Annotated in this window: 25 protein-coding genes and 1 tRNA gene; 12 read left to right on the plus strand and 14 right to left on the minus strand. The window is 64.8% G+C overall.

From position 1 onward, the window contains the following. Nucleotides 1-12: 12 nt before the first annotated feature. Genes Y88_RS14815 through Y88_RS14830 form a run of 4 tightly spaced genes read right to left on the minus strand, consistent with a single transcriptional unit; the run spans nt 13 to nt 3,555 of the window. Nucleotides 13-660 (minus strand): ABC-type transport auxiliary lipoprotein family protein, encoded by a 648-nt coding sequence (locus tag Y88_RS14815; RefSeq protein ID WP_008070694.1) that lies wholly within the window; start codon nt 658-660, stop codon nt 13-15. Further along, entirely contained in the window at nt 660-1,598 is a 939-nt protein-coding gene (locus Y88_RS14820; protein WP_008070695.1) for an MlaD family protein, read from the minus strand. Before Y88_RS14820 ends, Y88_RS14815 begins: the two co-directional genes overlap by 1 nt. A gap of 23 nt (nt 1,599-1,621) precedes the next feature. After that, nucleotides 1,622-2,440, minus strand: a complete 819-nt coding sequence (locus Y88_RS14825) for an ABC transporter ATP-binding protein (protein WP_008070696.1) — start codon at nt 2,438-2,440, stop codon at nt 1,622-1,624. A 2-nt stretch (nt 2,441-2,442) separates the two neighbouring features. Continuing rightward, nucleotides 2,443-3,555 carry an MlaE family ABC transporter permease gene (locus tag Y88_RS14830; RefSeq protein ID WP_008070700.1) on the minus strand — a complete coding sequence of 371 codons (1,113 nt, stop codon included), beginning with the start codon at nt 3,553-3,555 and terminating at the stop codon, nt 2,443-2,445. A 144-nt stretch (nt 3,556-3,699) separates the two neighbouring features. Between Y88_RS14830 and Y88_RS14835 the strand changes: the two genes are divergently transcribed. Both Y88_RS14835 and Y88_RS14840 read left to right on the plus strand, forming a co-directional pair. Next, nucleotides 3,700-6,432, plus strand: coding sequence for a valine--tRNA ligase (locus Y88_RS14835; RefSeq protein WP_232281101.1), 2,733 nt, complete (start codon nt 3,700-3,702; stop codon nt 6,430-6,432). A gap of 11 nt (nt 6,433-6,443) precedes the next feature. After that, the gene (locus Y88_RS14840) at nt 6,444-7,190 is read left to right on the plus strand and encodes a 7-carboxy-7-deazaguanine synthase QueE (RefSeq protein ID WP_008070702.1); all 747 of its coding nucleotides are present in this window, start codon (nt 6,444-6,446) and stop codon (nt 7,188-7,190) included. A gap of 39 nt (nt 7,191-7,229) precedes the next feature. Here the strand turns inward: Y88_RS14840 and ssb are convergent, their stop codons facing one another. The 5 genes from ssb to Y88_RS14865 form a co-directional block, all read right to left on the minus strand. Further along, nucleotides 7,230-7,802 carry a single-stranded DNA-binding protein gene (gene ssb / locus Y88_RS14845; protein WP_026166967.1) on the minus strand — a complete coding sequence of 191 codons (573 nt, stop codon included), beginning with the start codon at nt 7,800-7,802 and terminating at the stop codon, nt 7,230-7,232. 102 nt (nt 7,803-7,904) lie between these two features. Continuing rightward, on the minus strand, nt 7,905-9,764 hold the full coding sequence (gene feoB, locus Y88_RS14850) for a ferrous iron transporter B (protein ID WP_018075804.1): 1,860 nt from the start codon (nt 9,762-9,764) through the stop codon (nt 7,905-7,907). Beyond that, entirely contained in the window at nt 9,761-10,042 is a 282-nt protein-coding gene (locus Y88_RS14855; RefSeq protein ID WP_008070705.1) for a FeoA family protein, read from the minus strand. The genes feoB and Y88_RS14855 overlap by 4 nt, the downstream gene beginning before the upstream one ends. A gap of 98 nt (nt 10,043-10,140) precedes the next feature. Beyond that, a complete protein-coding gene (locus Y88_RS14860; RefSeq protein ID WP_008070706.1) occupies nt 10,141-10,803 on the minus strand; it encodes a COQ9 family protein in 663 nt (220 codons plus the stop codon). Nucleotides 10,804-10,871: 68 nt separating this feature from the next. Beyond that, nucleotides 10,872-11,564, minus strand: a complete 693-nt coding sequence (locus tag Y88_RS14865; RefSeq protein WP_008070708.1) for an ankyrin repeat domain-containing protein — start codon at nt 11,562-11,564, stop codon at nt 10,872-10,874. 78 nt (nt 11,565-11,642) lie between these two features. On the opposite strand from Y88_RS14865, the gene Y88_RS14870 reads away from it, so the two are divergent. The 6 genes from Y88_RS14870 to Y88_RS14895 are packed head-to-tail and all read left to right on the plus strand — an operon-like array spanning nt 11,643 to nt 15,692. Next, nucleotides 11,643-12,269 carry an SCO family protein gene (locus Y88_RS14870; protein ID WP_008070709.1) on the plus strand — a complete coding sequence of 209 codons (627 nt, stop codon included), beginning with the start codon at nt 11,643-11,645 and terminating at the stop codon, nt 12,267-12,269. Further along, entirely contained in the window at nt 12,266-12,745 is a 480-nt protein-coding gene (locus Y88_RS14875; RefSeq protein ID WP_008070711.1) for a YcgN family cysteine cluster protein, read from the plus strand. Before Y88_RS14870 ends, Y88_RS14875 begins: the two co-directional genes overlap by 4 nt. After that, complete coding sequence (locus Y88_RS14880) at nt 12,742-13,509, plus strand: M48 family metallopeptidase (RefSeq protein WP_008070712.1); 768 nt, start codon at nt 12,742-12,744, stop codon at nt 13,507-13,509. The genes Y88_RS14875 and Y88_RS14880 overlap by 4 nt, the downstream gene beginning before the upstream one ends. A gap of 42 nt (nt 13,510-13,551) precedes the next feature. Next, nucleotides 13,552-14,037, plus strand: a complete 486-nt coding sequence (locus Y88_RS14885) for a hypothetical protein (RefSeq protein WP_008070714.1) — start codon at nt 13,552-13,554, stop codon at nt 14,035-14,037. Between the two features lie 11 nt (nt 14,038-14,048). Then, nucleotides 14,049-15,014: a bifunctional diaminohydroxyphosphoribosylaminopyrimidine deaminase/5-amino-6-(5-phosphoribosylamino)uracil reductase RibD gene (ribD, locus tag Y88_RS14890; RefSeq protein ID WP_008070724.1), complete on the plus strand. Its 966-nt coding sequence runs from the start codon at nt 14,049-14,051 to the stop codon at nt 15,012-15,014. 42 nt (nt 15,015-15,056) lie between these two features. Beyond that, entirely contained in the window at nt 15,057-15,692 is a 636-nt protein-coding gene (locus tag Y88_RS14895; RefSeq protein WP_008070727.1) for a riboflavin synthase, read from the plus strand. A 164-nt stretch (nt 15,693-15,856) separates the two neighbouring features. Here the strand turns inward: Y88_RS14895 and Y88_RS14900 are convergent, their stop codons facing one another. Together Y88_RS14900 and Y88_RS14905 are read right to left on the minus strand one after the other, a co-directional pair. After that, nucleotides 15,857-17,026 (minus strand): amino acid aminotransferase, encoded by a 1,170-nt coding sequence (locus tag Y88_RS14900; protein ID WP_026166966.1) that lies wholly within the window; start codon nt 17,024-17,026, stop codon nt 15,857-15,859. A gap of 174 nt (nt 17,027-17,200) precedes the next feature. Next, nucleotides 17,201-18,022 (minus strand): DUF1134 domain-containing protein, encoded by an 822-nt coding sequence (locus tag Y88_RS14905; protein WP_018075800.1) that lies wholly within the window; start codon nt 18,020-18,022, stop codon nt 17,201-17,203. Between the two features lie 264 nt (nt 18,023-18,286). On the opposite strand from Y88_RS14905, the gene Y88_RS14910 reads away from it, so the two are divergent. Beyond that, nucleotides 18,287-18,378: transfer RNA gene (locus Y88_RS14910), tRNA-Ser, on the plus strand. A 72-nt stretch (nt 18,379-18,450) separates the two neighbouring features. On the opposite strand, the gene Y88_RS14915 is transcribed toward Y88_RS14910, so the two are convergent. Together Y88_RS14915 and Y88_RS14920 are read right to left on the minus strand one after the other, a co-directional pair. After that, entirely contained in the window at nt 18,451-19,458 is a 1,008-nt protein-coding gene (locus tag Y88_RS14915) for a zinc-dependent alcohol dehydrogenase family protein (RefSeq protein ID WP_008070730.1), read from the minus strand. A 90-nt stretch (nt 19,459-19,548) separates the two neighbouring features. Then, entirely contained in the window at nt 19,549-20,148 is a 600-nt protein-coding gene (locus Y88_RS14920; RefSeq protein ID WP_026166964.1) for a murein L,D-transpeptidase catalytic domain family protein, read from the minus strand. A 160-nt stretch (nt 20,149-20,308) separates the two neighbouring features. Between Y88_RS14920 and Y88_RS14925 the strand changes: the two genes are divergently transcribed. Continuing rightward, nucleotides 20,309-21,469, plus strand: a complete 1,161-nt coding sequence (locus Y88_RS14925; RefSeq protein ID WP_008070734.1) for a L,D-transpeptidase family protein — start codon at nt 20,309-20,311, stop codon at nt 21,467-21,469. Nucleotides 21,470-21,487: 18 nt separating this feature from the next. On the opposite strand, the gene Y88_RS14930 is transcribed toward Y88_RS14925, so the two are convergent. Next, a complete protein-coding gene (locus Y88_RS14930; RefSeq protein ID WP_008070735.1) occupies nt 21,488-22,393 on the minus strand; it encodes a LysR family transcriptional regulator in 906 nt (301 codons plus the stop codon). 108 nt (nt 22,394-22,501) lie between these two features. Between Y88_RS14930 and Y88_RS14935 the strand changes: the two genes are divergently transcribed. Together Y88_RS14935 and Y88_RS14940 are read left to right on the plus strand one after the other, a co-directional pair. Next, nucleotides 22,502-23,287: an SDR family NAD(P)-dependent oxidoreductase gene (locus Y88_RS14935; protein ID WP_008070737.1), complete on the plus strand. Its 786-nt coding sequence runs from the start codon at nt 22,502-22,504 to the stop codon at nt 23,285-23,287. Between the two features lie 133 nt (nt 23,288-23,420). Beyond that, nucleotides 23,421-23,612 (plus strand): pirin family protein (locus Y88_RS14940; protein ID WP_040702604.1); only part of this gene is annotated, 192 nt, incomplete at its 3' end.

Here is a 23,612-nt window from a genome sequence, read left to right on the forward strand (position 1 = left end):
TGCGCAAGCAGGTCAGCCGACCCAGTCGGCGACCTGCTGCGCGACCTGATTGGCCGCGCGGTTGAGCGCCGGCCCGACTTCTTCGGCACTGGCATCGACGTGGGGCACGCTCGCGTCGAAACGGCGCGTGGCAATCGTCCCGTCGGGCATCTGGCGCACAGCGTCGAAGCGCACGACCACCGCGTGATCTTGCGCATCATACCCCATGTCGATCAGGCGTCCCGACAGGATCGGCCCATGGGTCAGGCTGTCGCCTTCGCTGATGAGGTGCCCGTCCTTGGCGCGAAGCGTTTCGGCAAGCAGATGCTGGAACAGGCGCGACGGACGCTCCACCCATTGCGCCTGCCGCAGATAGGCGACACGTGATTCGTCGACCGCGACCGGCACCCGCAGCACCGCGAGCTTCGCCGGCGTTTCCGGCTCCATCACGCTCAAGGCGCTGTCGGGCTTGCCGCTGATCGTCGCACCCGAAGCCGGGACCGCCTGCGGCGTCAGCGTTAGCAGCGTCGGGGGCACTTTGGCATTGCCCAGGCCGAGATTGACGCAACCGCCGAGCAGCGGAAGCAGCAACAGCGGAGCCAGCACGGCCTTGGCCGGATGGAGAGCCTTCGTGGCTTTGGGGAAATGCCGGACCATCGGTGCCTCGCTCGGAATGGACATCAGTGCTTGTAATCGGGCAGTTGCGGCCCGCCGATCAGGGTCCCGACGCCGCGATCCTTCATCTGGTCGGTAAGATCGCGCAAGGAGCGGGTCGTCGTCTGCAGGTCGCGCAGTGCGCTTTCCGCCGCAGGCAGCGTGCGATCGTTCAGGCGACGCATCCCCGGCCGGGCATCGTCGACCATGCCCTGCAACGAATTGGCAGCCGCATTGGCGGACTTGAGCGTCTCGCGAAGCTGGCGCACCACGCCCTTGTCGGGATTGTTGATCGAATCGTTGGTCGAATCCGACAGCTTTTCAAAGCTGGCGAGCGTGTAGTTCGCCTGCCTGATAGTCGCCTGCAACTCGGCCAGCGTTGCTTTCACTTCGGGCGCGGCCTGGGCAAGGCTGCCGGTCATGCGCTCGGTATTGCCGAGGATATGATCGACCGCCTTGATGTTCTGGTCAGAGACCAACATGCTCAAACGATCGGTCAATCCGGCGAGGCGGTCGAGCAGGACCGGCGCGCTCGACAGAAGCTCGCCAAGACCGCTGCGCTTGGTCGGGATGACCGGAACGCCCGCCGGGCCTTTCTCGGTAATCGGCGGCGCACCGCGCACTGCGCCCGACAGCTGGATCGTGGTCACGCCGGTAAAGCTGCCCTGAAGGCTGGCGGTCGTCCCGATCAGGATCGGCACTTTCCGGTCGATGCGGATGCGCACCCGCACGAATTCGGGGTCTTTCTCCCACAGCGAGATGTCGGCAACCTGCCCGGCGGGAACCCCGGAGAACGACACCGTCGATCCCTTGGCCACGCCTTCGACCGATTGCTTGAAGAAGATGTCGTACTGCCGCTGTTCGGGATGGTTGAGCCGCGCGATCCAGATCGCGAGCGCAGCAACGCCGACCAGCAGGAACAGCGTGACTGCCCCGACCCAGATATGATTTGCGCGCGTTTCCATCTCGTGCCTGTATCCTCGCGCTGTCAGCCCGGCGTGCCGGCAGTTGCTGCCCGCTCTTGCGCAGCCTTGGCGGCGCGCCCGCGCGGGCCGTTGAAATATTCCTGGATCCACGGGTGATCGAGCGCGAGCAGTTGCGGGATCGTGCCCACGGCAATCACCCGTTTGTCCGCCAGCACCGCCACGCGGTCGCAGATTTCATAAAGCGTGTCGAGATCGTGCGTGATCAGGAACACTGTCAGCCCCAGCGTTTGCTGAAGGTTGAGAATGAGTTGGTCGAACGCGGCCGCACCGATGGGATCGAGCCCGGCAGTGGGTTCGTCGAGAAAGAGAAGTTCCGGGTCGAGCGACAACGCGCGGGCGAGGCCTGCGCGCTTTTTCATGCCGCCTGAAAGCTCTGCCGGGTATTTGTCGCCCGCCTCGGCCGGAAGCCCGCTCAGAAGGACTTTGTACCGGGCGATCTCGGCCCGCAATTCGTCGCCGATCTCGGGATAGAACTCGCGCAAGGGGACTTCGACGTTTTCCCCGACCGTCAGCGTCGAGAACAGCGCCCCCCCCTGAAACAGCACGCCCCAGCGATTGCGGATCGAGATCTCGTGATCGTCGCGCGCATCGGTGATCGACTGCCCGAGCACTTCGATCGAGCCTTCTGTCGGGATCTGCAAACCGATGATCGCACGCATCAGCACCGACTTGCCGGTGCCCGAACCACCGACGACACCGATGATCTCACCCCGCCGGACGTCGAGATCGAGATGTTCGTGAACGACGTGCGGGCCAAAGGCATTGCACAAGTCGCGCACCCGGATCAGGACATCCTCGCCTTCAAGGACGGGGTTCGTCATCCTTACCCCCAGCCCACTTCGGTGAAGAACACAGCGAAAAAGGCATCGAGCACGATAACCGTAAAAATCGCCATGACCACGGCGGACGTCGTGCGCAGGCCGACTTCCTCGGCATTGGCCTTGACCTGCATCCCCTGATAACAGCCCGCGACCGATACGATGAGGCCGAACACCGGCCCCTTGAACAGACCGACCCAGACGTCGTGCACCGGCACGACTTCACGAATGCGGGCAAGGAAGCTGAAAAAAGGAATGTCGAGCGTCAGCGAGGACAGGAACGCGCCGCCGATGATCCCGACCACCGCCGAATAGACGCCCAGCACGGGCAACATCAGCACGGTCGCAAGGATACGCGGCAGTACCAGCGCCTCCATCGGCGAAACACCGATCGTGCGCATGGCGTCGATTTCCTCGTTCAGCTTCATTGTGCCGAGCTGCGCTGCGAACGCCGATCCCGACCGGCCCGCGACCATGATCGCGGTCATCAGGATGCCGAGTTCACGTAAGGTCAGGCGCCCGACCAAATTGACGGTATAGACTTCGGCCCCGAACTGCCGCAGCTGCACCGCGCCCTGCTGGGCAATGACGATCCCGACAAGGAAGCTCATCAGCCCGACGATCGCCAGCGCGTTGACGCCGACCAGTTCCATCTGGTGAACCAACGCATTGAAACGGAAGCGCCCGGGATGGCGCAGCAGCCCCCAAGTCGCGAGCAGCATCTGCCCGAAAAAGCCCAGAACCTCGACCGCGCCTGCCGCAAGGCCAAAAACGGTGTCGCCGACTTTGGCCGGAACCCGCAGCCATACGGGCAGTCCGCCCGCTTGCGTCGGCTCGCCCCCGTCGTCGACCTTTTCCAAGGCCCCGATCAGCCGTTCCGCCGCTTCGCATGGGTGGACGATTTCGGCACCGGTATCGCGCGACAGGCGCCAGCAGGTCCAGGCCCCGACGGTGTCCATCATCGGGACATCGGCAAGGTCGATCCGCGCGATCGGCGTTTCGATTTCACGCAGGCGAGCATCGAGCCCTCCCAGCGTTGCAACCGTCATCGGCCCGGAAAACACCAGAGTGTCGCCGTTCTCGCCGGACGTAAGGGTGAAATCGGCCGTTTCCGTCATCAGTTCAGCTACATGAGCGAAATCCGGCGCAGCGGCAAGCCTTGGTATGGATGCGCAACAAAGGGTGGCGTGTCCCCCGCGCACGATCACCTGTTGCAGGACAGACGGTTGCAGGCAGGCCGCCGGGATGGCAAGGCGCCGGGCATGACCGACGCGATTCCGCAAGAAACCGCCCAGAACGCCGAGACGCTCGCCGAAACGCCCGAAGCGCTGGCCAAGACGTTCGAACCGGCCGCCATCGAGGCGAAATGGTACGACCATTGGGAAACGAACGGGCGCTTTCGCCCCGAACGTCCCGAGGCGGTACCCTTCACGATCGTGAACCCGCCGCCGAACGTGACGGGCAGCCTGCATATCGGGCACGCGCTCGACAACACGTTGCAGGACGTCGTCATCCGCTATGAACGCCTGCGCGGCAAGGACGCGCTGTGGGTGGTCGGCACCGACCATGCCGGTATCGCCACCCAGATGGTGGTCGAGCGCCAGATGGAAGCGCAGCAGGACAAGCGCACCAATTATTCGCGCGAGGATTTCGTCGCCAAGGTCTGGGAATGGAAAGCCCAGAGCGGTGGCACGATCACGCGCCAGCTGCGCCGCCTGGGCTGTTCGATGGACTGGAGCCGCGAACAGTTCACCATGGACCCGCATTTCACCCGCGGCGTGGTCAAGGTCTTCGTCGACCTTTACAACGAAGGGCTGATCTATCGCGACAAGCGGTTGGTCAACTGGGACCCCCGGCTCAAGACCGCGATTTCCGACCTTGAAGTCGAAACCCGCGAAGTGAAGGGCGGCTTCTGGCACTTCCGCTATCCGCTGGCCGACGGCGTCCTGCGCGAAGACGGGCTCGACTATATCGAGGTCGCGACCACGCGTCCCGAAACCATGCTCGCCGACATGGCGGTCGCGGTCCATCCCGAAGATCCGCGCTACAAGTCGGTCATCGGCGCCTTTATCGAACAGCCGCTGACCGGGCGCCGGATCCGGATCGTCGCGGACGAGCACGCCGATCCCGAACTGGGCTCGGGCGCGGTCAAGATCACGCCGGGACACGATTTCAACGACTTCGAAGTCGGCAAGCGCGCAGGGATCAAGCCTGCCGAGATGTTCAACATGTTCGATGCCGAGGCACAGGTCATCCAGACCGCCGACGGCCTCGTGCCGGAAGAATACCTCGGCCTCGACCGTTTCGACGCGCGCACGAAAATCGTTGCGGCGATGAAGGACGGCGGGTTCCTCTTCCCCCATGTCGACAAGGACGGGGTCGAGCATGACGCCGAGCCGCGCACGATCCAGACGCCGTTCGGCGATCGCGGCGGCGTGGTGATCGAACCCTGGCTGACCGACCAGTGGTATGTCGACGCTGAAACGCTGGCCAAGGCGCCGATCGAGGCGGTGCGTTCGGGCGCCATCGAGATCGTCCCCAAGAGCTGGGAAAAGACCTATTTCAACTGGATGGAAAACATCCAGCCCTGGTGCGTTTCGCGCCAGCTGTGGTGGGGCCACCGCATCCCGGCATGGTACGACGACAAGGGCGGCATCTATGTCGCCGAAACCGAGGAAGAGGCGCAGGCCCTTGCCGGCGAAGGCGTTGTCCTGTCCCGCGACGAGGACGTGCTCGACACCTGGTTCTCCTCCGCGCTCTGGCCTTTCGCCACGCTCGGCTGGCCGGACGAGGATGCCCCGCTGCTCGCGCGTCACTATCCCAATGACCTGCTCGTCTCGGGCTTCGACATCCTGTTCTTCTGGTGCGCGCGCATGGCCATGCAGGGCCTGCACTTCATGAAGGAAGTGCCCTGGCGCCGCCTCTATCTCCACGGTCTCGTCCGCGCGGCCGACGGGCAGAAGATGTCGAAGTCGAAGGGCAATGTGGTCGATCCGCTCGGCCTGATCGACAAGTACGGCGCCGATGCCCTGCGTTTCTTCATGTGCGCGATGGAAAGCCAGGGTCGCGACGTGAAAATGGATGAACGCCGCGTCGAAGGCTATCGCAACTTCGCGACCAAGCTGTGGAACGCCGCGCGCTTCTGCCAGTCGAACGGGATCGGCGCATCAAGCAGCCTTGCCGCGCCTGTCGCCACCAGCGCGGTCAACCGCTGGATCATCGGCGAAGTGGTCGAAACGCTCGCAACGCTCGACCAGGCGATGACCGACTTGCGTTTCGACGCAGCGGCACAGGCGGTCTACCGCTTTGCGTGGGACACGTTCTGCGACTGGTACATCGAGTTCATCAAGGGCAATTTCGACGCCGAGACCAAGGCCGTCGCAGGCTGGGTTCTGGATCAGATCCTGGTCATGCTCCACCCCTTCATGCCCTTCGTGACCGAAGAACTGTGGCATGCACTCGGTGAACGGGAGACCGATCTCATTCTCGCCCGCTGGCCCGAACCGGGTGCCGCTGTCGATGCAGGCGCCAAGGCCGAAGTCGAATGGCTGATCGCGCTGGTCTCGGGCTTCCGCACTGCCAAGAACGAACTGGGCATTGCGCCGGGCGCCAAGCTCGAAGCATGGCTGCCCGAACCGAGCGAGGCGACACGGGCGATCATCGCCGCCAACGGCCCGGCGATCGACCGCCTCGCGCGGCTGTCGGCCATCCATCTCACCCCTGCGCCGCAGGGCGCGGCGATGCAGGTCGGAGCGGGCGACGCCATGCTCATCGTCCCGCTCGAAGGCCTGATCGACATCGCGGCGGAAAAGGCCCGCCTCGAAAAGGCGCTGGCGACGTCGGAAAAGGAAGCCAAGGCTCTGGCCGGTCGGCTTTCCAACCCGTCGTTCGTGGAACGCGCGAAGCCCGAGGCAGTCGAAAAGGCCCGCGCGGACCACGCGCACCACACCGCCGAAGCCGAACGCCTCAGCGCCGCGCTCAAGCGGCTCGGCTAAGGACCGGCCCCGTGGCACTGGTCCTTGCCACCACCACCCCCGGCGAGGCGGAACTTTTCGCCTCGCTGCAGGGGGAAGGCGCATCGCTCGGGCGCCCATCGGTCTTCGTGCGCCTGTCGCGGTGCAACCTTGCCTGCCGCTGGTGCGACACGGCCTATACCTGGCGCTTTTCGGGCGACAATCGCCCCCATCGCGATGACATCGCGTTCGAACGCACGGCCAATCAGATCACGGCCGACGAAGGCGACATTGCGACACGGATTCTGGCTTTCGGCGTTCCCCGCCTGGTCGTGACGGGGGGGGAACCCCTGTTGCAGGCCCCTGCCCTTGCCCGCATGATTGCAGCAGTCCGTGCGGGCAACGAGGCCATGCACATCGAGATCGAGACCAACGGCTCGGTCGCACCCACCCCGGCGCTCGACGCTCTCATCGATCAGTACAATGTCAGTCCGAAACTGGCGCATTCGGGCAATCCGGCCGATCTTGCCCTGATCCCCGAACGTCTTGCCGCATGGGCGGCCGATCCGCGCGCCTATTTCAAGTTCGTGATCGCGACGCCCGACGATCTGACGCAAGTGCGCGAACTTGTCGCAACCTACGGGATCGTGCCGGAACGGCTTTTCGTCATGCCCGAAGGCACCGACAGCGCCACTTTGCGCGAACGCTCGCGCTGGCTGGCACAGGCCGCGATCGACGCCGGATGGCGCGTCACCGACAGGCTCCACATTCATCTTTATGGCGATACGCGCGGCACCTGAACCGCGCGTATCGCAAAACCGGAATAGTCGGGGAACCGATCAGAACGGAATGTCGTCGTCGAGATCGTCGCCGAAACCACCGCCCGAGCCGCCGCCAAAACCGCCACCCGAGCCACCGCTCGAACCTCCGCCGAAGCCGCCACGGTCGCTGTTGCCGCCGCCGAAACCGCCGCTACCGCCCGAACGCTGGCCGCCGCCATAACCGCCGCCGCTACGCTCACCGCCGCCAAAGCCGCCACCGCCGCTGCGATCGCCGCCGCCCGGCCCGTCGAGCATGGTCAGGACTGCGCCCGGCCCCTGCAGAACGACTTCGGTAGTGTAGCGGTCCTGACCGTTCTGGTCCTGCCACTTGCGGGTGCGCAACTGGCCTTCGACATAGATCTTCGAGCCCTTGCGCAAGAAGCGTTCGGCGACCCCGACCAGGCCTTCACCGAAAATGGCAACGCTGTGCCATTCGGTGCGTTCCTGGCGTTCGCCCGAATTGCGGTCCTTCCAGCTTTCCGAAGTGGCGATGCGCAGGTTGCAGACCTTGCCCCCGTTCTGAAACGAACGGACTTCCGGATCGGCACCGAGATTGCCGACGAGGATGACCTTGTTGACGCTGCCTGCCATCGAATCGTGTTCCTTGTTCACTCGCGAGCGGGGGAATTAGCCCAAACACGCGCGCCCTCGTAATGGGACGCCGCCGTTTTCCCCAGATTCAGCCCAGCAGATTCAGCCAAGCCCGAAGGCGATCGCCGTCCAATAGACCAGACCGGCAAAGGCATAGGCAAGCGCGAAAAGATAGCCGAGCATGAAGGCGGGCCATTTCCACCCGTTGGTCTCGCGCCGGGTCACAGCAATCGTCGACATGCACTGTGGCGCGAATACGAACCAGGCAAGGAACGCGAGCGCTGTCGCAAGGCTCCAGTGACGCTTGAGCTCGGTCGCAAGGCCGACTGCGCGCGCATCGTCGTCGTTGCTGCTGCCCACGGCATATGTCGTCGCCAGCGAACTGACCGCGACTTCGCGCGCAGCCATCGACGGGATCAGCGAAAGAGCGATGTCGCGGTTGAACCCGATCGGCTCGACCACCACGGCAAGACCATTGGCGATGTGCCCTGCGATCGAGGCATCGACCTGGTCCTTGCCCGGTTCGGCACGCGGGAAATTGAGCAGCAGCCACAGGACCACGGCCACCGTGAAAATCATCGTCCCTGCCCGACGCAGGAAAATCCAGGCCCGCTGAAACAGCCCCAGCGCCAGATCCTTGACCGTCGGCAACTGATACTTGGGCAATTCCATGATGAAGCCCGAAGCTTCGCCGTGTGTCACCGTGCGACGGAACACCAGCGCCACGACCATGGCCCCGACGATCCCCGCGACATAGAGCAGGAACAGCACCAGCCCTTGCAGGCCGATCCCGGGAAGAACCTGTCGCGCGGGGATGAACGCTGCGATGATCACCGCATAGACCGGAAGGCGCGCCGAACAGGTCATCATCGGTGCGATCAGGATCGTCGTCAGACGGTCGCGCGGATCGGTGATCGAACGCGTCGACATGATCCCCGGCACTGCACAGGCAAAGCTGGAGAGAAGCGGGATGAAACTGCGCCCCGACAGGCCGACACCGGCCATCAGGCGGTCCATCAGGAAAGCCGCGCGCGCCATGTACCCGGTCGCCTCCATCACGAGGATGAAGAAGAACAGAACAAGGATCTGCGGCAGGAAGACAATCACCGAGCCGACCCCGGCAATGACGCCATCGGTCAGGAGGTCGCGCAGGAGCGACGCGGGCATTTCCCCGCGAAGCCAGTCGGCAAGAGCGGAAAACAGGCCGTCGAGCCCGTCCTGAAACGGCTTGGCCCAACTGAACACCGCCTGGAACACGATGAACAGCAGCGCAAAGAGAACCGGCGGCCCGAGCCAGGGGTGCAGCAGCACGCGGTCGAGCCGGGCATGGAGCCGATGGCGCGAGGTTTCCGACAGCACTGCCCCACGCGCCATCGTCCGTGCCATCATCCGCCGTTCGGGCAGGAGGAGATGCGCACGCGGCTGCGGCGGAGCGGCCCGGGCCTGTTCCCGCGCGGCAGCAACGGCCGCGCCAAGATCACCCAGCCCCCGGCGGCGCACCGCGACGGTCGGAATGACCGGCACCCCGAGTTCGGCCGACAGCGCGGCCGGATCGAGCACCAGACCGTCCCGCTCGGCAAGATCGATCATGTTGAGCGCGACGACTGTCGGACGCCCGAGTTCGAGCACTTCCTGCGCGAGGACCAGATGCTGTTCGAGATTGGACGAATCAAGCACGATGACGAGGACATCGGGCTGCGCCTGTCCGGGCTGTTCGCCCATGATGACGCGCCGCGTCACTTCCTCGTCGGGGCTGGTCGCCTCAAGCCCGTAAGTGCCGGGCAAGTCGACCAGTTCGACCGGTTCGCCATTGGGCAGGAGCAACCGCCCTGCCTTACGCTCGACCGTAACACCCGGATAATTCGCGATTTTCTGCCGCGCACCGGTCAACGCGTTGAACAGGGCGCTTTTCCCGGCATTGGGATTGCCGACCAATGCGACAACAGTGGGTCCCCGGCTCATACCCGCACGTCCGTCAACGATTGATCCGCAATGTCATCCCCGACCGGCGTGACATGCATGGCGCGGGCGTGCACGCGACGCAGCGCGACCGTCATCCGCCCGATCTCGACCGCGAGCGGGTCGCGGGCCAGAAACACCCCGCGATAGGCGAGACGGATATGCGCCCCTTCGTCGAGGCCGAGCGCGCGCAGGCGCTGCGCCTCTTCGGGGACGAGCGCGGGCCAATCGACCGAGTCGATTCGCGCCAGTGTGCCGAGAGGAAGTTGATCGAGAGTCACCCGAGCATCGCTGCCACAATGCGCTGGCAATTGCAAGTCATTCGCAATAGTTGATTCAGGTCAAGGCAATTCCGAAAAATCCCAGAAACTCGAAACTCTTAGCGGGCCGGATAACGCAGACGGCCAAGCAGGCGCGTCAGGCTCGGCCGCTCGCCCTTGGGCTTGAGCAATTGCGCCTTGAACTTCTCGAAACGCATGATCCCGTCGATCCGGCGCGACAGGAAAGCACGGGTTTCCTCGTGATCCTCGCTGCGATCATCGGCATACACGGCCAGCGTCGCGGCATAGATCGCCGCCAGCGTCGCCCGCTTGGTATAATGGTTGTAATCGGTCGCGGTATCGCCTGCCAGACGCCACATGGCATCGGCGCTTTTCCAGCCGAGGCGAGTCGCGGTCGCGACATTGCCCGGCTTTGCCATTTCGATGAGAGCCCGGCGCAGCGCTTCCTCGCGACCGGCCACGGCGTCGAGCCGGAACTGCACCAGCGCGCGAATGCGTTCACGGATCGGCAACGTCGCCAGACGCTCGAACGGCAGGGCTTCGCACATTTCCGCGTCGATCGCCTCGGTCCAGGCCGCGATCATCGCCATGGGCTTGCCCCCGAACGCGAACCGCGCCGCCGCCGGGTCCGCACCGATCACTTCGGCAGCCGCATCGACGGCCGCGTCGGTCCATCCGTCGAACGCGGCGGCCTCGGCCACATGAGGCGCCAGCGCGATGCGGAAGCCGTCTTCCCCCGCTACGGTCTGTGCATCTGTCATCGCAAAGCCTCTTTACCTGTCATCATCGCGCGGCCCGATCGGCCGGTTTTCCTGGAACGTCGGTCCGCCTAGAACGTCGGCCCATACGTCTTGCGGGTCGCGCCGGCGGCGGCCTTTTCCTTGGTCGAATTCTCGATTTCGGCAAGGACGTTGCTGTTCTTGCCTTCAAGCTGCGCATAGTCGCGCGCCGAACGGCCGGAATTGTCGGGGCGGTCGGGGTTGGCCCCGGCTTTCAGCAAGACGCGGACAAGGGCCAGATCGCGACGGCTGACCGCTTCGATCAAGGGCGTGCTGCCGGTGTTGTTGGATTCGTCCACCCGTGCGCCGGCGCTGATAAGGTATTGGACGCCCTCGACGAAACCAAGCTCAGCCGCAACTTCGAGCGGTGTTGTGCCCTTGTTGTCGGCAACGTTCACATTCGCGCCCTTGCTGACCAGGAATTGCATCCAGGTGAGGTCGCGCCGGGCAGTCACGATATGGAGCGCCGATTCCCCGGTGGTGAGGTCGCGGGTGTTGACGATCTGGCTCGCCGGATTGCTCAACGCATCGTTGACCGCGTCGCCGTCCTTCTTCTTGACGGCATCGAGAAACTTGTAGCTCGGCGAAAACTGCGCCTGCGCAGGGGCGACCACCGCAAAGGCAGCCAGGGTCGCCAGCATCAGCCCGCCCCGGCGAAGCATGCGGCGGACAGGCGATGCAGTCCCGGTCGAGACGGTTACTGCGCCGTTCCTCTTGATCCCGCTGTTCATGATAGTGATCACGTCCTGTCGGTCCCTTTTCGTCGCACCCCCGGTGGCTCTTGCCAGCGGGCGGCTTGCAGCGCAAGAACCGCAAGCACCATGCCCCCGATCCTTGCCCCCTTTCGCAAGCGCCCCTGGCGCTCCGCTGCGGCCGCAGTCCTGCTGGCCGCTGCCCTTCCGGCTCTTTCGGCCTGCCATGGCGGCGGCGCGGTCGATCCGCCGCTTGCCGGGACCGCGCTCGGCGGCGACTTCACGCTTGTCGACAAGACCGGCAAGACCGTGCGCTATGCCGATTTCGCAGGCAAATGGCGCGTGCTCTATTTCGGCTACACATTCTGCCCCGACATCTGCCCGCTCGACGTGCAACACCTGATGCAGGGCTATCACCTGTTCGCGCGCGCCCATCCGGCGCAGGCCGCAAGGGTCGTACCGATGTTCATCTCGATCGACCCCGCGCGCGACACGCCGCAAGTCGTGGGACAGTTCGCTTCGGCCTTCGGCCCCGAGCTGGTCGGATTGACAGGCACTCCGCAACAGGTCGCGGTCGCGGCCAAGGCCTTTGCCGTCTATTACCAGAAACATGCCGGAAGCACGCCGGACGCCTATCTCATGGACCACAGCCGCGCCTCCTATCTGATGGATCCGGACGGGAAGCCCGTCGCCCTGCTCCCCGTCGATCAGGACGGCAAGGCGGTCGCCGCCGAACTGGAAAAGTGGGTACGATGACCACTGAACGTTTCTGGGACAAGCCGCTCGCGAGCCTGACCCGCGCCGAATGGGAAGCCTTGTGCGACGGCTGCGGCAAATGCTGCCTGCACAAGCTGGAGGACGAGGATACCGGCACGGTCTACCAGACCAATGTCGCCTGCCGCCTGCTCGACCTTTCGACTGCGCGATGCGCCGATTACCGACACCGCAAGGCGATGGTGCCCGACTGCCTGCGCCTCACTCCGCGTCTGGTCGCCGATGTCGCGTGGCTGCCCGAGACATGCGCCTATCGCCTGCGCGCAGAGGACCGGCCCCTGCCCGACTGGCACTATCTCGAATGCGGGGATCGCGACGCGGTCCACCGGCGCGGCAAGTCGGTCGTGGGCAAGGCGATCAGCGAAGTGGTCGCCGGACCGCTCGAGGAACATGTCGTACGTGACGATGGCCTGCCCTTCGACATGGCCGCCTGGCTGGAAGGCGAAGACCAGGCATGATCGACTGGCTCGCCCGCGCGCGGATCGGGGGGCGGAAAACCGCGCCGCCCGCTCCGACAGGCGGGACCGAGACATTCGAACTCGCGCTCCCGGACGGGCCCCTGCCCCTGCACGTGCGGCGGCTCGGCCATGCCCGCCGGATGACCTTGCGCCTCGCGCCCGACGGGAAAACCGCGCGGCTCACCATTCCTCATTGGGTACCGATCCGCGACGCGCTTGCTTTCGCGAACTCGCGGACAGACTGGATCGCCGCGCAAGTGTCGCGCCAGCCTCGCGATGCGGCGCCCGAACCGGGCGGCACCGTTCCTTATCGCGGCGTCCTGCTCCTGATCAACTGGCGTGCCGATGCCTCTCGCCGCCCGGCGATCATCGACAATCAACTCGCGATCGGAGGGCCCAAGGACGCGCTTCAGCCCCGGATCGCGCGCTGGCTGGAACAGGAAGCCCTGCGCCTGTGTACGCAGGATCTGGCGCATTATTGCGCCCGCGCGGGCAAGACGGCGCCCCACATCACCCTGTCGCGCGCGCAACGGCGCTGGGGCAGTTGTTCCGCCGACGGCACCATCCGCATCAACTGGCGCCTGATCATGGCACCCGATTTCGTTCGCCGCTCGGTCGTCGCGCATGAAGTCGCCCATCTTTCGCATTTCGACCACAGCCCGGCCTTTCACGCCCATCTCGACGCGCTGTTCGAGGCGCCGGTGGCCGATGCCAATGCCTGGCTCAAACGCCATGGCCGCGCCCTCTATGCGCCCTTTGGATAGCGCCATCTGGCAAGTTGGCCGCACAATCCCTATGAAGCGCCCATGAAGGAGTTTTTCCGCAACGTTTCCCCCCGCCGGGCGATCCTCGACCTGTGGCAGGTGCTGGGCGCGCCGAGCGAATACCGCTGGACCGGTATGGTGCTTGCCGCGACCGTCACCGGGAGCATTTTCTGGCTCATGATCCATCAGGAAGGCCGCGCCCTGCCGCCGCCGCCCAAGGTGATCTATTTCGAAAGCTGGCGCGCCAATCGCAGCGACGCCGAAATCATTGCGGGCAACATCGCCGCCGCACGCAAGGCCAAGGCCGAAGCCGCCGAGGAAGAACGCCGCGCCGAGGACATCCGCAAGATGTACAAGGCCGTGGGCGCGGCAACCGGCCTCGACACCGACAAGATGTACAAGGACGGCAACGCCGAACGCAGCGCTGAAGAGAAAGCGGAATTCAACCGAAACAAGGCCCTGCTCGATCGCTATATGGAAAAGGGAGCCAAGCCGGTGATCGATCCCTCCCCGGCAGCCGGGAACTGAGTTCCCACGCCGTGCCCACCGATGCCGACTGGATGCGTTCTGCCGCCGCGCTTGCCGCGCGCGGACGCCCGCTCAGCCGCCCCAACCCGGCCGTGGGCGCCGTGCTGGTCCGCGAAAACCGTGTCGTCGGGCGCGGCTTTACCCGTGCCGGCGGACGACCCCATGCCGAAGCCGAGGCACTCGCCATGGCCGGGGATGCGACACGGGGCGCAACGCTCTACGTCACGCTCGAACCTTGCGCCCATGTCAGCCCCCGCGGTCCGGCCTGCGCCGATCTGGTCGTGGCGGCCCGCCCCGCGCGCGTCGTGGTCGGCTGCACGGACCCCGACCCCCGCACGGCGGGTCAGGGCATCGCCCGGTTGCGCGACGCAGGGATTGCCGTCGACCTGATCGATTGCCCCGCCGCGCGCGCCTCGCTCGCAGGCTATCTGCGACGCACTCGCGAAGGGCGACCGGAGGTGACGCTCAAGCTCGCGACTTCGCTCGACGGGCGAATCGCCCTGCCTTCGGGCGAAAGCCGCTGGATCACCGGGGACGCCGCGCGGGCCCACGCCCATGCCGAACGCGCGCGCGCCGACGCCATCCTCGTCGGGGGCGGCACCTTGCGCATCGACGCGCCCCGGCTCGATGTCCGCTTGCCCGGTCTTGCCGAACGCAGCCCCCTGCGCTGGGTGCTGACGCGCGGGACGGCGCCGGACGGATGGAGCGCGGTGTCCGACATCACCGCCCCCGGCGCCTTTGACGATGCACAATATCTCTTTGTCGAAGGCGGTGCGCAGGCGGCAGCCCATTTCCTTGCCGTCGACATGGTCGACCGGCTCCTGCTCTATCGTGCGCCGATCCTGATCGGAGACGGGCTCGCCGCCATCGGCGACATCGGGCTCGACCGACTCGATGCGGCCCATGGCCGCTGGCAGCTCGTGTCCCATCGCGCGCTTGGCAACGACACTCTCGAAATCTACGAACGGTCGCGCTGAACCGCGCCGTCCCTCAAACACCCAATCATCAGGAGTACCGCCATGTTCACGGGCATCGTCGTCGAAGTCGGCAAAGTGCTGGCGGTCACCGACCGGGGCGACCGGCGCATCACCATCAGCACCGACCGGCGCCAGGACACCATCGCGATCGGCGCGTCCATCGCATGCTCGGGCGTGTGCCTGACTGTCGTCGAAAAGGGGACGGGCTTTGGCGGGGAACCGGGCATCGGCTGGTTCGCGGTCGACGTCTCGGCAGAAACGATCAGCCGTACGTGCCCGGCCCAATGGCTGGAAGGCGCGGAGATCAATCTCGAACCGGCGCTGAAAGTCGGCGACGAACTGGGCGGTCATATCGTGACCGGCCATGTCGACGGCGTCGGCGCAGTCGCGGCGATCACCCCCGAAGGCGCCTCGCGCCGGATCGATTTTTTCGCCCCCGCCGATCTTGCCCCCTACATCGCCTCGAAAGGCTCGATCGCGATCAACGGCGTCTCGTTGACCGTCAACGGTATTACCGACGAAGCCGACGGCCGCGCCCGGTTCGGCATCAACATCATTCCCCATACCGCCGAAGTGACGACGCTGGGCGCGCTCAAGGTCGGCGATCCGGTCAATCTCGAAATCGACGTGCTCGCCCGCTATCTCAAGCGGATGCAGAGCCTCGAACAGGGAGCCTGACACCTCCCCCTTTCCTGCGGCGGAAGCGGAACCCCGGATCAGGTCCGGGGTGACGAGAACCGGGATATCATGTGCGCGGCTTTGCGCGATGACCACAAAAAAGGCGGGACCGCGCGAACGGTTCCGCCTTTTTTACAATCGAACCTGAAAGTCAGGCCCGAAGATCAAGCGACATCGCGCAGGGCGTCGATGAACTTCTCGATGTTGCCGGTGGTCAGGCCCGCGATGTTGATGCGGCCTGAACCCGCCATATAGACGCCGTGCTTTTCGCGCAGGGCAAGGATCTGTTCCGACGAAAGCGGCAGCATCGAGAACAGGCCGTTCTGCGTGCCGAGCGGCCCCATCGGGATCGCACCGACCTGCTGGGCCGAAGCGAGGCGATCGCGGACCCAACGCATGCGGTCACGCATATCGTCGAGTTCAGCCAGCCACTGGGCCGTCAGGTCCTTGTCGTTGAGGATGATGCGGACCGCCGCAGCACCGTGATCGGGCGGCATCGACCAGCTGGCACGAGCGATCGTCGCACCGTTCGCCATGGCACGAGCAAGCGCGTCGGCATCGCTGGTCACGGCATAGAACGCCCCGACGCGATCGCGATAGAGGCCGAAGTTCTTGTCGCAGCTATAGGCAACCAGAGCTTCGGGAACATGCGCCAGAACCTTGCGCAGACCATAAGCGTCGGCTTCCATGCCTTCGCCAAGCCCCTGATAGGCAAGGTCGATCAACGGCATGATGCCGCGTTCGGCAAGCAGCGGCGCGATTTCGTCCCACTGCGCCCTGGTGTAATCGACGCCGCTCGGGTTGTGGCAGCAGCCGTGCAGCAGCACGACGTCGCCTTCACCGGCCGCGGCAAGCGCAGCCTTGAGCGCGTCGAGGTCGGCGGTGCCTTCGGGCGTGACGTGGCGGAACGTCACCAGTTCGAGACCGGCGGCGGCAACGATCTGCGCATGGTTGGGCCACGAGGGCGTGCCCATCAGGATGCGCTTGGCCCCTGCGCGCTTGGCCACTTCGATGGCAAGGCGCACGGCACCGGTACCGCCGGGAGCCTGCATCCCTTCAACGCGGGTGGTGTCGAAATCGGCACCGAAAACATAGGGGATCAGCGCGTGGACAAAGCCCATGTCACCTTCGGGGCCGAGGTAGGCCTTCGAATTCTGGGTTTCGAGCAGGCGGGCTTCGGCAGCCTTGATCGCCTTGAACACCGGAGTCGCGCCATCGCCGGTGCGATAGACGCCCACGCCCAAGTCGATCTTGTCGGCGCGCGGATCGGCGTTGTGGAGCTTGATGAGCGCCAGCAGGGCGTCGGCGGGCTGGGTGGCAAGGGCTTCGAGCATGGGCAAGCGGCTTTCCTCGGTCTTGGCGGCCTGACAATCGGGCGAAAGGGGAGCGGCGCGGGGCCGCCCGGCGGCGCCCCCATGCGCCCGCAGGACCACGCGCGCAACCCATTTACGTACGAAAGCGAGCGCTTTTTTGCCTCAACCCCGGCCCGGTTTTGCCGGAATCACCGCTCAGAACGGCAGCCACTTCCCCTTGTGGGTAAAGTTCATGTAGCCCGCGTTGACACCCAGCCGGAACCCTGCCCCCATGCGCACCGGAATGACCACCAGGTCGCCGCGCCGCAGGTAGGAAATGTTGAAGCCGCCCAGAAGATAGGCCTGCCCCTCGCCCGCACCGATCCGATGGAAGAGGTCGGCGGTATCGTTGAGATTGTAGACGAGAACGAAAGTCTTGCCCGCGTTGGCCCCGAAATCGAAGCCGAGCGAGGGCCCGGTCCAATAGACCGGCATTTCGCCCTCGATCTTGTGATGCAAGGTGCCCGAACCATAGCGAAGGCCAAGGACGAAAGCCCCGCCGCCTTCGCGCCCGGTAATATAGGCATTGGGCTCGCCCTGTTTCTTGAGCAAGTCGCGGATCATCAGCGCCAGCCCCCGCGCGCCCTTGCCGAACACGCCTTCGGCAGCCCCGATCAGGTCGTTTTCATGATAGACCGAATCGCTGGGCGCAGGATGAGCGGGCGGATAGGCCGTCGGCCCGCCGACAGGTCCACCGGTCGAGGACGGTGCAGAAGACGCCCCATAAGTCGGCGACGACGAATAGGTCGATGAAGAAGGCGCGGCCTGAACCGGTCCCGACGATACCGAAGAAGTGGGAACAGAAGTCTGGGCGGCACTCGTGCTGGCCCGCGACGAACTGGTCCGGGATTGATTGAGATCGGCATCGACTGCCGAATTGGGGTCGATCGTCTGGACTTGCGCCCGCGCGACGGGGCCTGCCAACACGGCCAGCACTGCACATGCCGTCGCCGCGCCGCGAATGCCACGAAGTTCCATTGCCCGAAATGCCACTGTCTGCGTCATGACCACCACGTTTCCCGTGCCCGCCCGATATGGCAAGGCAACCCTATTTCTTTCCGTGGACAATTCCGGTCCCGCAATGAACCGGCGATGAGCCGAATCGAATTTACGCCGGAAAGCGCGGGAAATCCGCCCGGACGCCCTTGAACGCGCCACATTTGTCCACAGGCAGAAAAAGACCCCCTCCCCCTTGCCCACCCCGCCAACGCCGGTTATAGGCCGCCTTCGCCGCTACGATCCGGAGACGTGGGTGAGTGGCTGAAACCAGCGGTTTGCTAAACCGTCGTGCCCTTAAGGGGGCACCCCGGGTTCGAATCCCGGCGTCTCCGCCATCGCCTTGAACCAGGCGAATCCCGAAAATCAGCATCTCGTGACGCAGGCAGGCCCAAGCCTGCCCGAGCCATTCAGAACGTCAGGCAGATCTTGCCAAAATGACGATTGCTTTCCTGATGACGGAAAGCCGCGACGATGTCTTCGAGCGGGAATTCGCTGTCCACGACCGGGCGCACACCATGGGCATCGATGGCGCGGATCATGTCGATCTGGTGGCTGCGGCTGCCGACGAGAACGCCTTGCAGGCGGATCTGGCGCACGAGCGCGGGAACAAGGTTAAGCGCGGCATCGACACCGCTCAGGATGCCGATCACGGAAATGTGACCGGCCGTGCGCACCGCCTCCATCGATTGCGCCAGCGTCGCCGGACCACCGACTTCGACCACATGATCAACACCGCGCCCGCCGGTCAGGGTACGCGCGGTGGCACCCCATTCGGGATCAGCGCGATAGTTGATGACATGATCGGCACCCATCGCCCGCAGGCGTTCCAGCTTCTCATCACTGGATGATGTGGCGATGACCCTGGCCCCGGCCATTTTCGCGAACTGAAGGGCAAAGATCGAAACGCCGCCGGTCCCCTGCACCAGCACGGTATCGCCGGGTTTCACATGATCGTCGGCAAAGAGCGCGCGCCATGCAGTCAGGCCCGCCGTCGTCAGGGTAGAGGCCTCGGCATGAGTCCATCCCTTGGGCGCATGGGTGAACGAGGTTGCCGGGGCGGTCACTTCCTCGCGGGCATAGCCGTCGACGCCATCGCCCGGAACGGTTGCAAATCCGACGACCTCGGGAACGCCGGAGAGCCATGTCGGAAAGAACGTGCTGACCACCCGGTCGCCGGGCACGAAATCCTGAACGCCATCACCCACGGCAAGGACTTCCCCTGCGCCATCGGCCATGGGGATGCGGGGTTCGACCGGCCCCCACATCCCGCTCACCACGGCATAGTCATGATAGTTGAGCGAATTGGCGTGAACCCGGACGCGGATTTCCCCCGGACCGGGAGCCGGAGCCAGACATGTGCCGACTGTTACCCGATCGAACCCGCCACCGGGTTGAACGATGATCGCCCTGAACATTTTCCGGCTCCTCTTTCCCGTCGTATATCGTGCCGACTTATGGGACGCGGGAACCGGACACAATCACCCCAAAGTTCAACCGGGCGCACGCTATTTCGAGGCGTAGAGCAGGCGCCCGGCCTCCAGTCGCGCCAGAACTTCGCTGATGTCGTCCGGCGAGACGGCAAAGCAGCCCTGACTGCGCCCGATCCGCCCATGCGCCGCAGCCATGTGCCGATCGACGTAGTTCGCGGCATGGACGACGATCGCCCGGCTTTCGGCCTGACTGTTGTCCGGATCGAGCCCGTGCAGACGTCGCGAATGACCATGCTTGCCGACATAAGTCTCCCCGGTCAGGAAGCTGCCCTGACACGACGCGTTCGAACCGGGACGGTTCGACAACCGCTCGACCCAGCCACTGTTGCCCGGATCCGATCCGCTGCCGTGTGCGACCAGCAAGTTGGCCACGACCCGACCATTGCCGACATCCACCAACTGGAAGCGCGGCACACGAGAGGGCGCGGAAAAATCGACAATACCGATCATGTCATGATGTGGTATTGACGCCCCATGCGACTTGAGAGCAGCCATTGCACGCGAAAGCAAGACAGGCTTTTCACCCGATTTGACCGAGGCAAAACCTCGCGACGAAACCAACCCTGCCGAACCGGCGGCAACGGCACCTATAAAATGGCGCCTGCTGAATTTCATTTTGTGCGTTTCCCGAAACCTTATTATTGCAACATGGGTATGGTCGTCGGGTTTTCAACGCCCCCTTACAATGAAAAGAATCGATAACAACATGGCGCCAACTTATCGCACTGCAACATCTCGCCGCCCCCGCGTCGGAATTACGAGGCATAACAATCTGTTGGCGGCAGGACGCCATGCGATCGCGCTGGCCGCGCTCGTCTCATGCTGCGGGAATGCTGCGCCCCGGGCATCGTGGTCGCCCGGCCAGATCGCAGTGCTGCGCCATTGGTTGACGGCCGCCCCCGAGGACGCCCTGCCGATCCTTCCCGCAACCGATCTGGATCAAGCGAGCGCCGCTGGCGATCAGGCGGCGATCGACCGGACTGCCGAGGCACTGGCGCTTCGTCTGGCGCGCATGCACCTGCTCGGCCGCAACGCCCCCGACCCGAAACAGGACTGGCATATCCTCGACAGCGACACCCGGATCGACCTTCCCGCGCGACTGGCCCAAGCTTTGGCCGAGCCCTCCTCAGGCGGGCAGAGCGGCCTCGATCGCTTCTTCGCCGACTTGCGCCCGCGTTCGCCCGACTATGCCCTGTTGCGAACGGCCTATACGACCGAAAAAGACCCGGCCCGACGCGCAACGCTCGCCACCAACATGGATCGCTGGCGGTGGTTGCCCCAGTCGCTGGGGGCGGACTATGTGCTCGTAAATGCCGCCGCCTTCGAAGTGCGCCTGTGGCGGCACGGGCAGCAGGTCGGCACCTGGCCGGTGGTCGTCGGCAAGACCAAATCCCCCACGCCGACCTTCTCCGCGCAAGTAAGCGGGGTCACGTTCAATCCCTGGTGGGACATTCCCCCGGCGATCGTGCGCGAAAGCATCGGCGGCATGATGCGGCGCCACCCCGCGCTTGCCCGTCAGCGCGGCTATATCCACACCGGCGCCAGCTATCGGCAAAAACCGGGCCCCGCCAACGCACTGGGGCAAATGAAACTGGTGATGCCCAACCCGTTCAACGTCTACCTGCACGACACGCCGGAAAAGAAGTTGTTCGCCCGCGACACCCGCGCCTTCAGCCACGGCTGCATTCGCGTCAGCGATGCGATCGGCTTTGCAACCACGCTCGTTCAGGACGTGAAATCGGCTGACGAGGTCAAGGCGATCATTGCCACAGGGCGCACGACCACCGTCGACCTGCCGATGCACTTGCCGGTCTATGTGACCTATTTCACTGCCACCACCCGCAGCGACGGGACACTGGCCATCCTGCCCGACATCTACAAGCGCGACGGCACCCCCGATGCAACCGCCGGCCATGGCGAGGGTTGCGCAGGATAGGCGACACAGGACAAGGTGTCAGAGGCCGTTTCGTCCCGGCCCGACATGGCGTTCGAGGAAATCGAGAAAGGCGCGAATGCGGGCGGCAAGGCGGTCGTGCCCGACGTAAAGGGCGTGAATGTCCTCTCCGTCGCCGGGATTGAAAGGCTTCAGGATCTCGACGAGGCGCCCGGCGGCAAGATCGGCCCCGACATGGAACCGCGCATGGCGGGCAATGCCGCCGCCCGCCACGGCCATCAGGCGCACGACTTCGCCCGAATTGCCCAGGAACGGTCCCCGGACCACCATCGGAACCGTTTCCCCGTCGATCAGGAATGGCCATGAATCGATCGATCGGCGAAAGCTGAACCGCAGACAGGCATGGTCAGCCAGATCCGCAGGCGTTGCGGGTTCACCATGTCGGGCAAGATACTCCGGGCTCGCCACGACCGCCATGCGGCTATGCCCCAACTTGCGCGCGCGCAGTCGGGAATCGCGCAAGGGGCCGATGCGAATGGCGATGTCGGCCCGCGCATCGACCAGATCGACCACTGTGTCCGTGAGTGCCAGATCGACCGTGATCGCCGGATATTCCCGCTGGAATTCGGGCAGGATCGGGATCAGGCAATGCGTGCCGAACGGAACCGAGGCATTGACCCGCAAGCGCCCCGAGGGCCCCTGCTCCAACGTCCCGAAATCGCGTTCGATCGAATCGATTTCTTCGACCAGCCCTTCAACTCTCTGGCGATAACTTTCCCCTTCCGCCGTCAGGGCGAGTGCCCGCGTGGTCCGCGCGATCAGTTGCACGCCCAGCCGCGCCTCAAGCCGGGCCAGCGTCCGACTGACGGCCGAAGGGGTCAGCCGCAAATGGCTTGCGGCACGGGCCAGGCTACCTTGCCGCGCGACGGCCAGAAACACTTCCATTTCGCCAAGCCGGTTGTCCATCGCCTCATCCGTGATTTTGAGTCAATTCTGTCGTGGTGTCGTGCATTCTAATCACCTGATGGCTCCGTGACTATCTTCTGCGTGCCCCCCATCACGGAGCCCCAATCCATGGACCTCGAACTCTCCGGAAAGACCGCTCTCGTCACTGGCGCTACCGCCGGTATCGGCCTTGCCATCGCCCAGCGCCTTGCCGCCGAAGGCGCAATCGTCACGATCTGCGGCCGCAATCGCGACAAACTCGATGCCGCCGCGCGGATCGTCGCCGACCATGGCCGCGTCGCAACAGTGCTGGCCGATCCGGCCACGGCCGATGGCGCCGCCGCGCTGATCGCCGCGGTTCCCGATGTCGATATTCTGGTCAACAACCTCGGCATCTATGAAGCCAAGCCGTTTACAGAGATCACCGACGCGGACTGGCACCATATCTTCGAAGTCAACGTAGTCAGCGGCGCGCGCCTCGCCCGCCATTATTTCCCGCGCATGATCGCGCGGAACTGGGGCCGGATCGTCTTCGTCGCCAGCGAAAGCGCACTCGTCGTGCCCCAGGAAATGATCCACTACGGCATGACCAAGACCGCGCAGCTCGCCATCGCGCGCGGCCTTGCCGAACAGACGCGCGGGACCGGCGTGACGGTCAATTCGGTCATGCCCGGACCGACCCGGTCGGAAGGGATCGTCGAATTCATCCGTTCCGTCGTCGATGACAAGGATGCCCCCGAAGCCGACCGCGAAGCCGAATTCTTTGCCCGCATGCGTCCCCTGTCGCTGATCCGGCGGCTGATCGATCCGGCCGAGATCGCCGCGCAAGTCGCCCTGCTCGCCAGCCCTCTCGGCGCGATCACCAATGGCGCGGCCATCCGCGTCGAAGGCGGGATCATTCCGACGATCGCCTGACCGTCGACCGGCGAAGGAACGATGTGCAATAAATGGAACCAATGCATTTCCATCATTTCCATTTATTGCCAAATGCCTTTCCCTACATTGGCGGCAACACCTGCAAAGGCGGCAACGCCGCGGAGACAGACCAATGATCGAACTGCGTCCCTTCGCCGGTATCGGCCATGCCAACCACGGCTGGCTCGATGCCCGTCACCATTTTTCGTTCGCCGAATATTATGATCCGGCCCGCATGCACTGGGGCAACCTGCGCGTGTGGAACGACGACACCATCGCGTCCAAGAGCGGGTTCCCGCCGCACCCGCACCGCGACATGGAAATT

Origin of the sequence: Novosphingobium nitrogenifigens DSM 19370, assembly GCF_000192575.1 — a bacterium.
Taxonomy (GTDB): Bacteria; Pseudomonadota; Alphaproteobacteria; order Sphingomonadales; family Sphingomonadaceae; genus Novosphingobium; species Novosphingobium nitrogenifigens.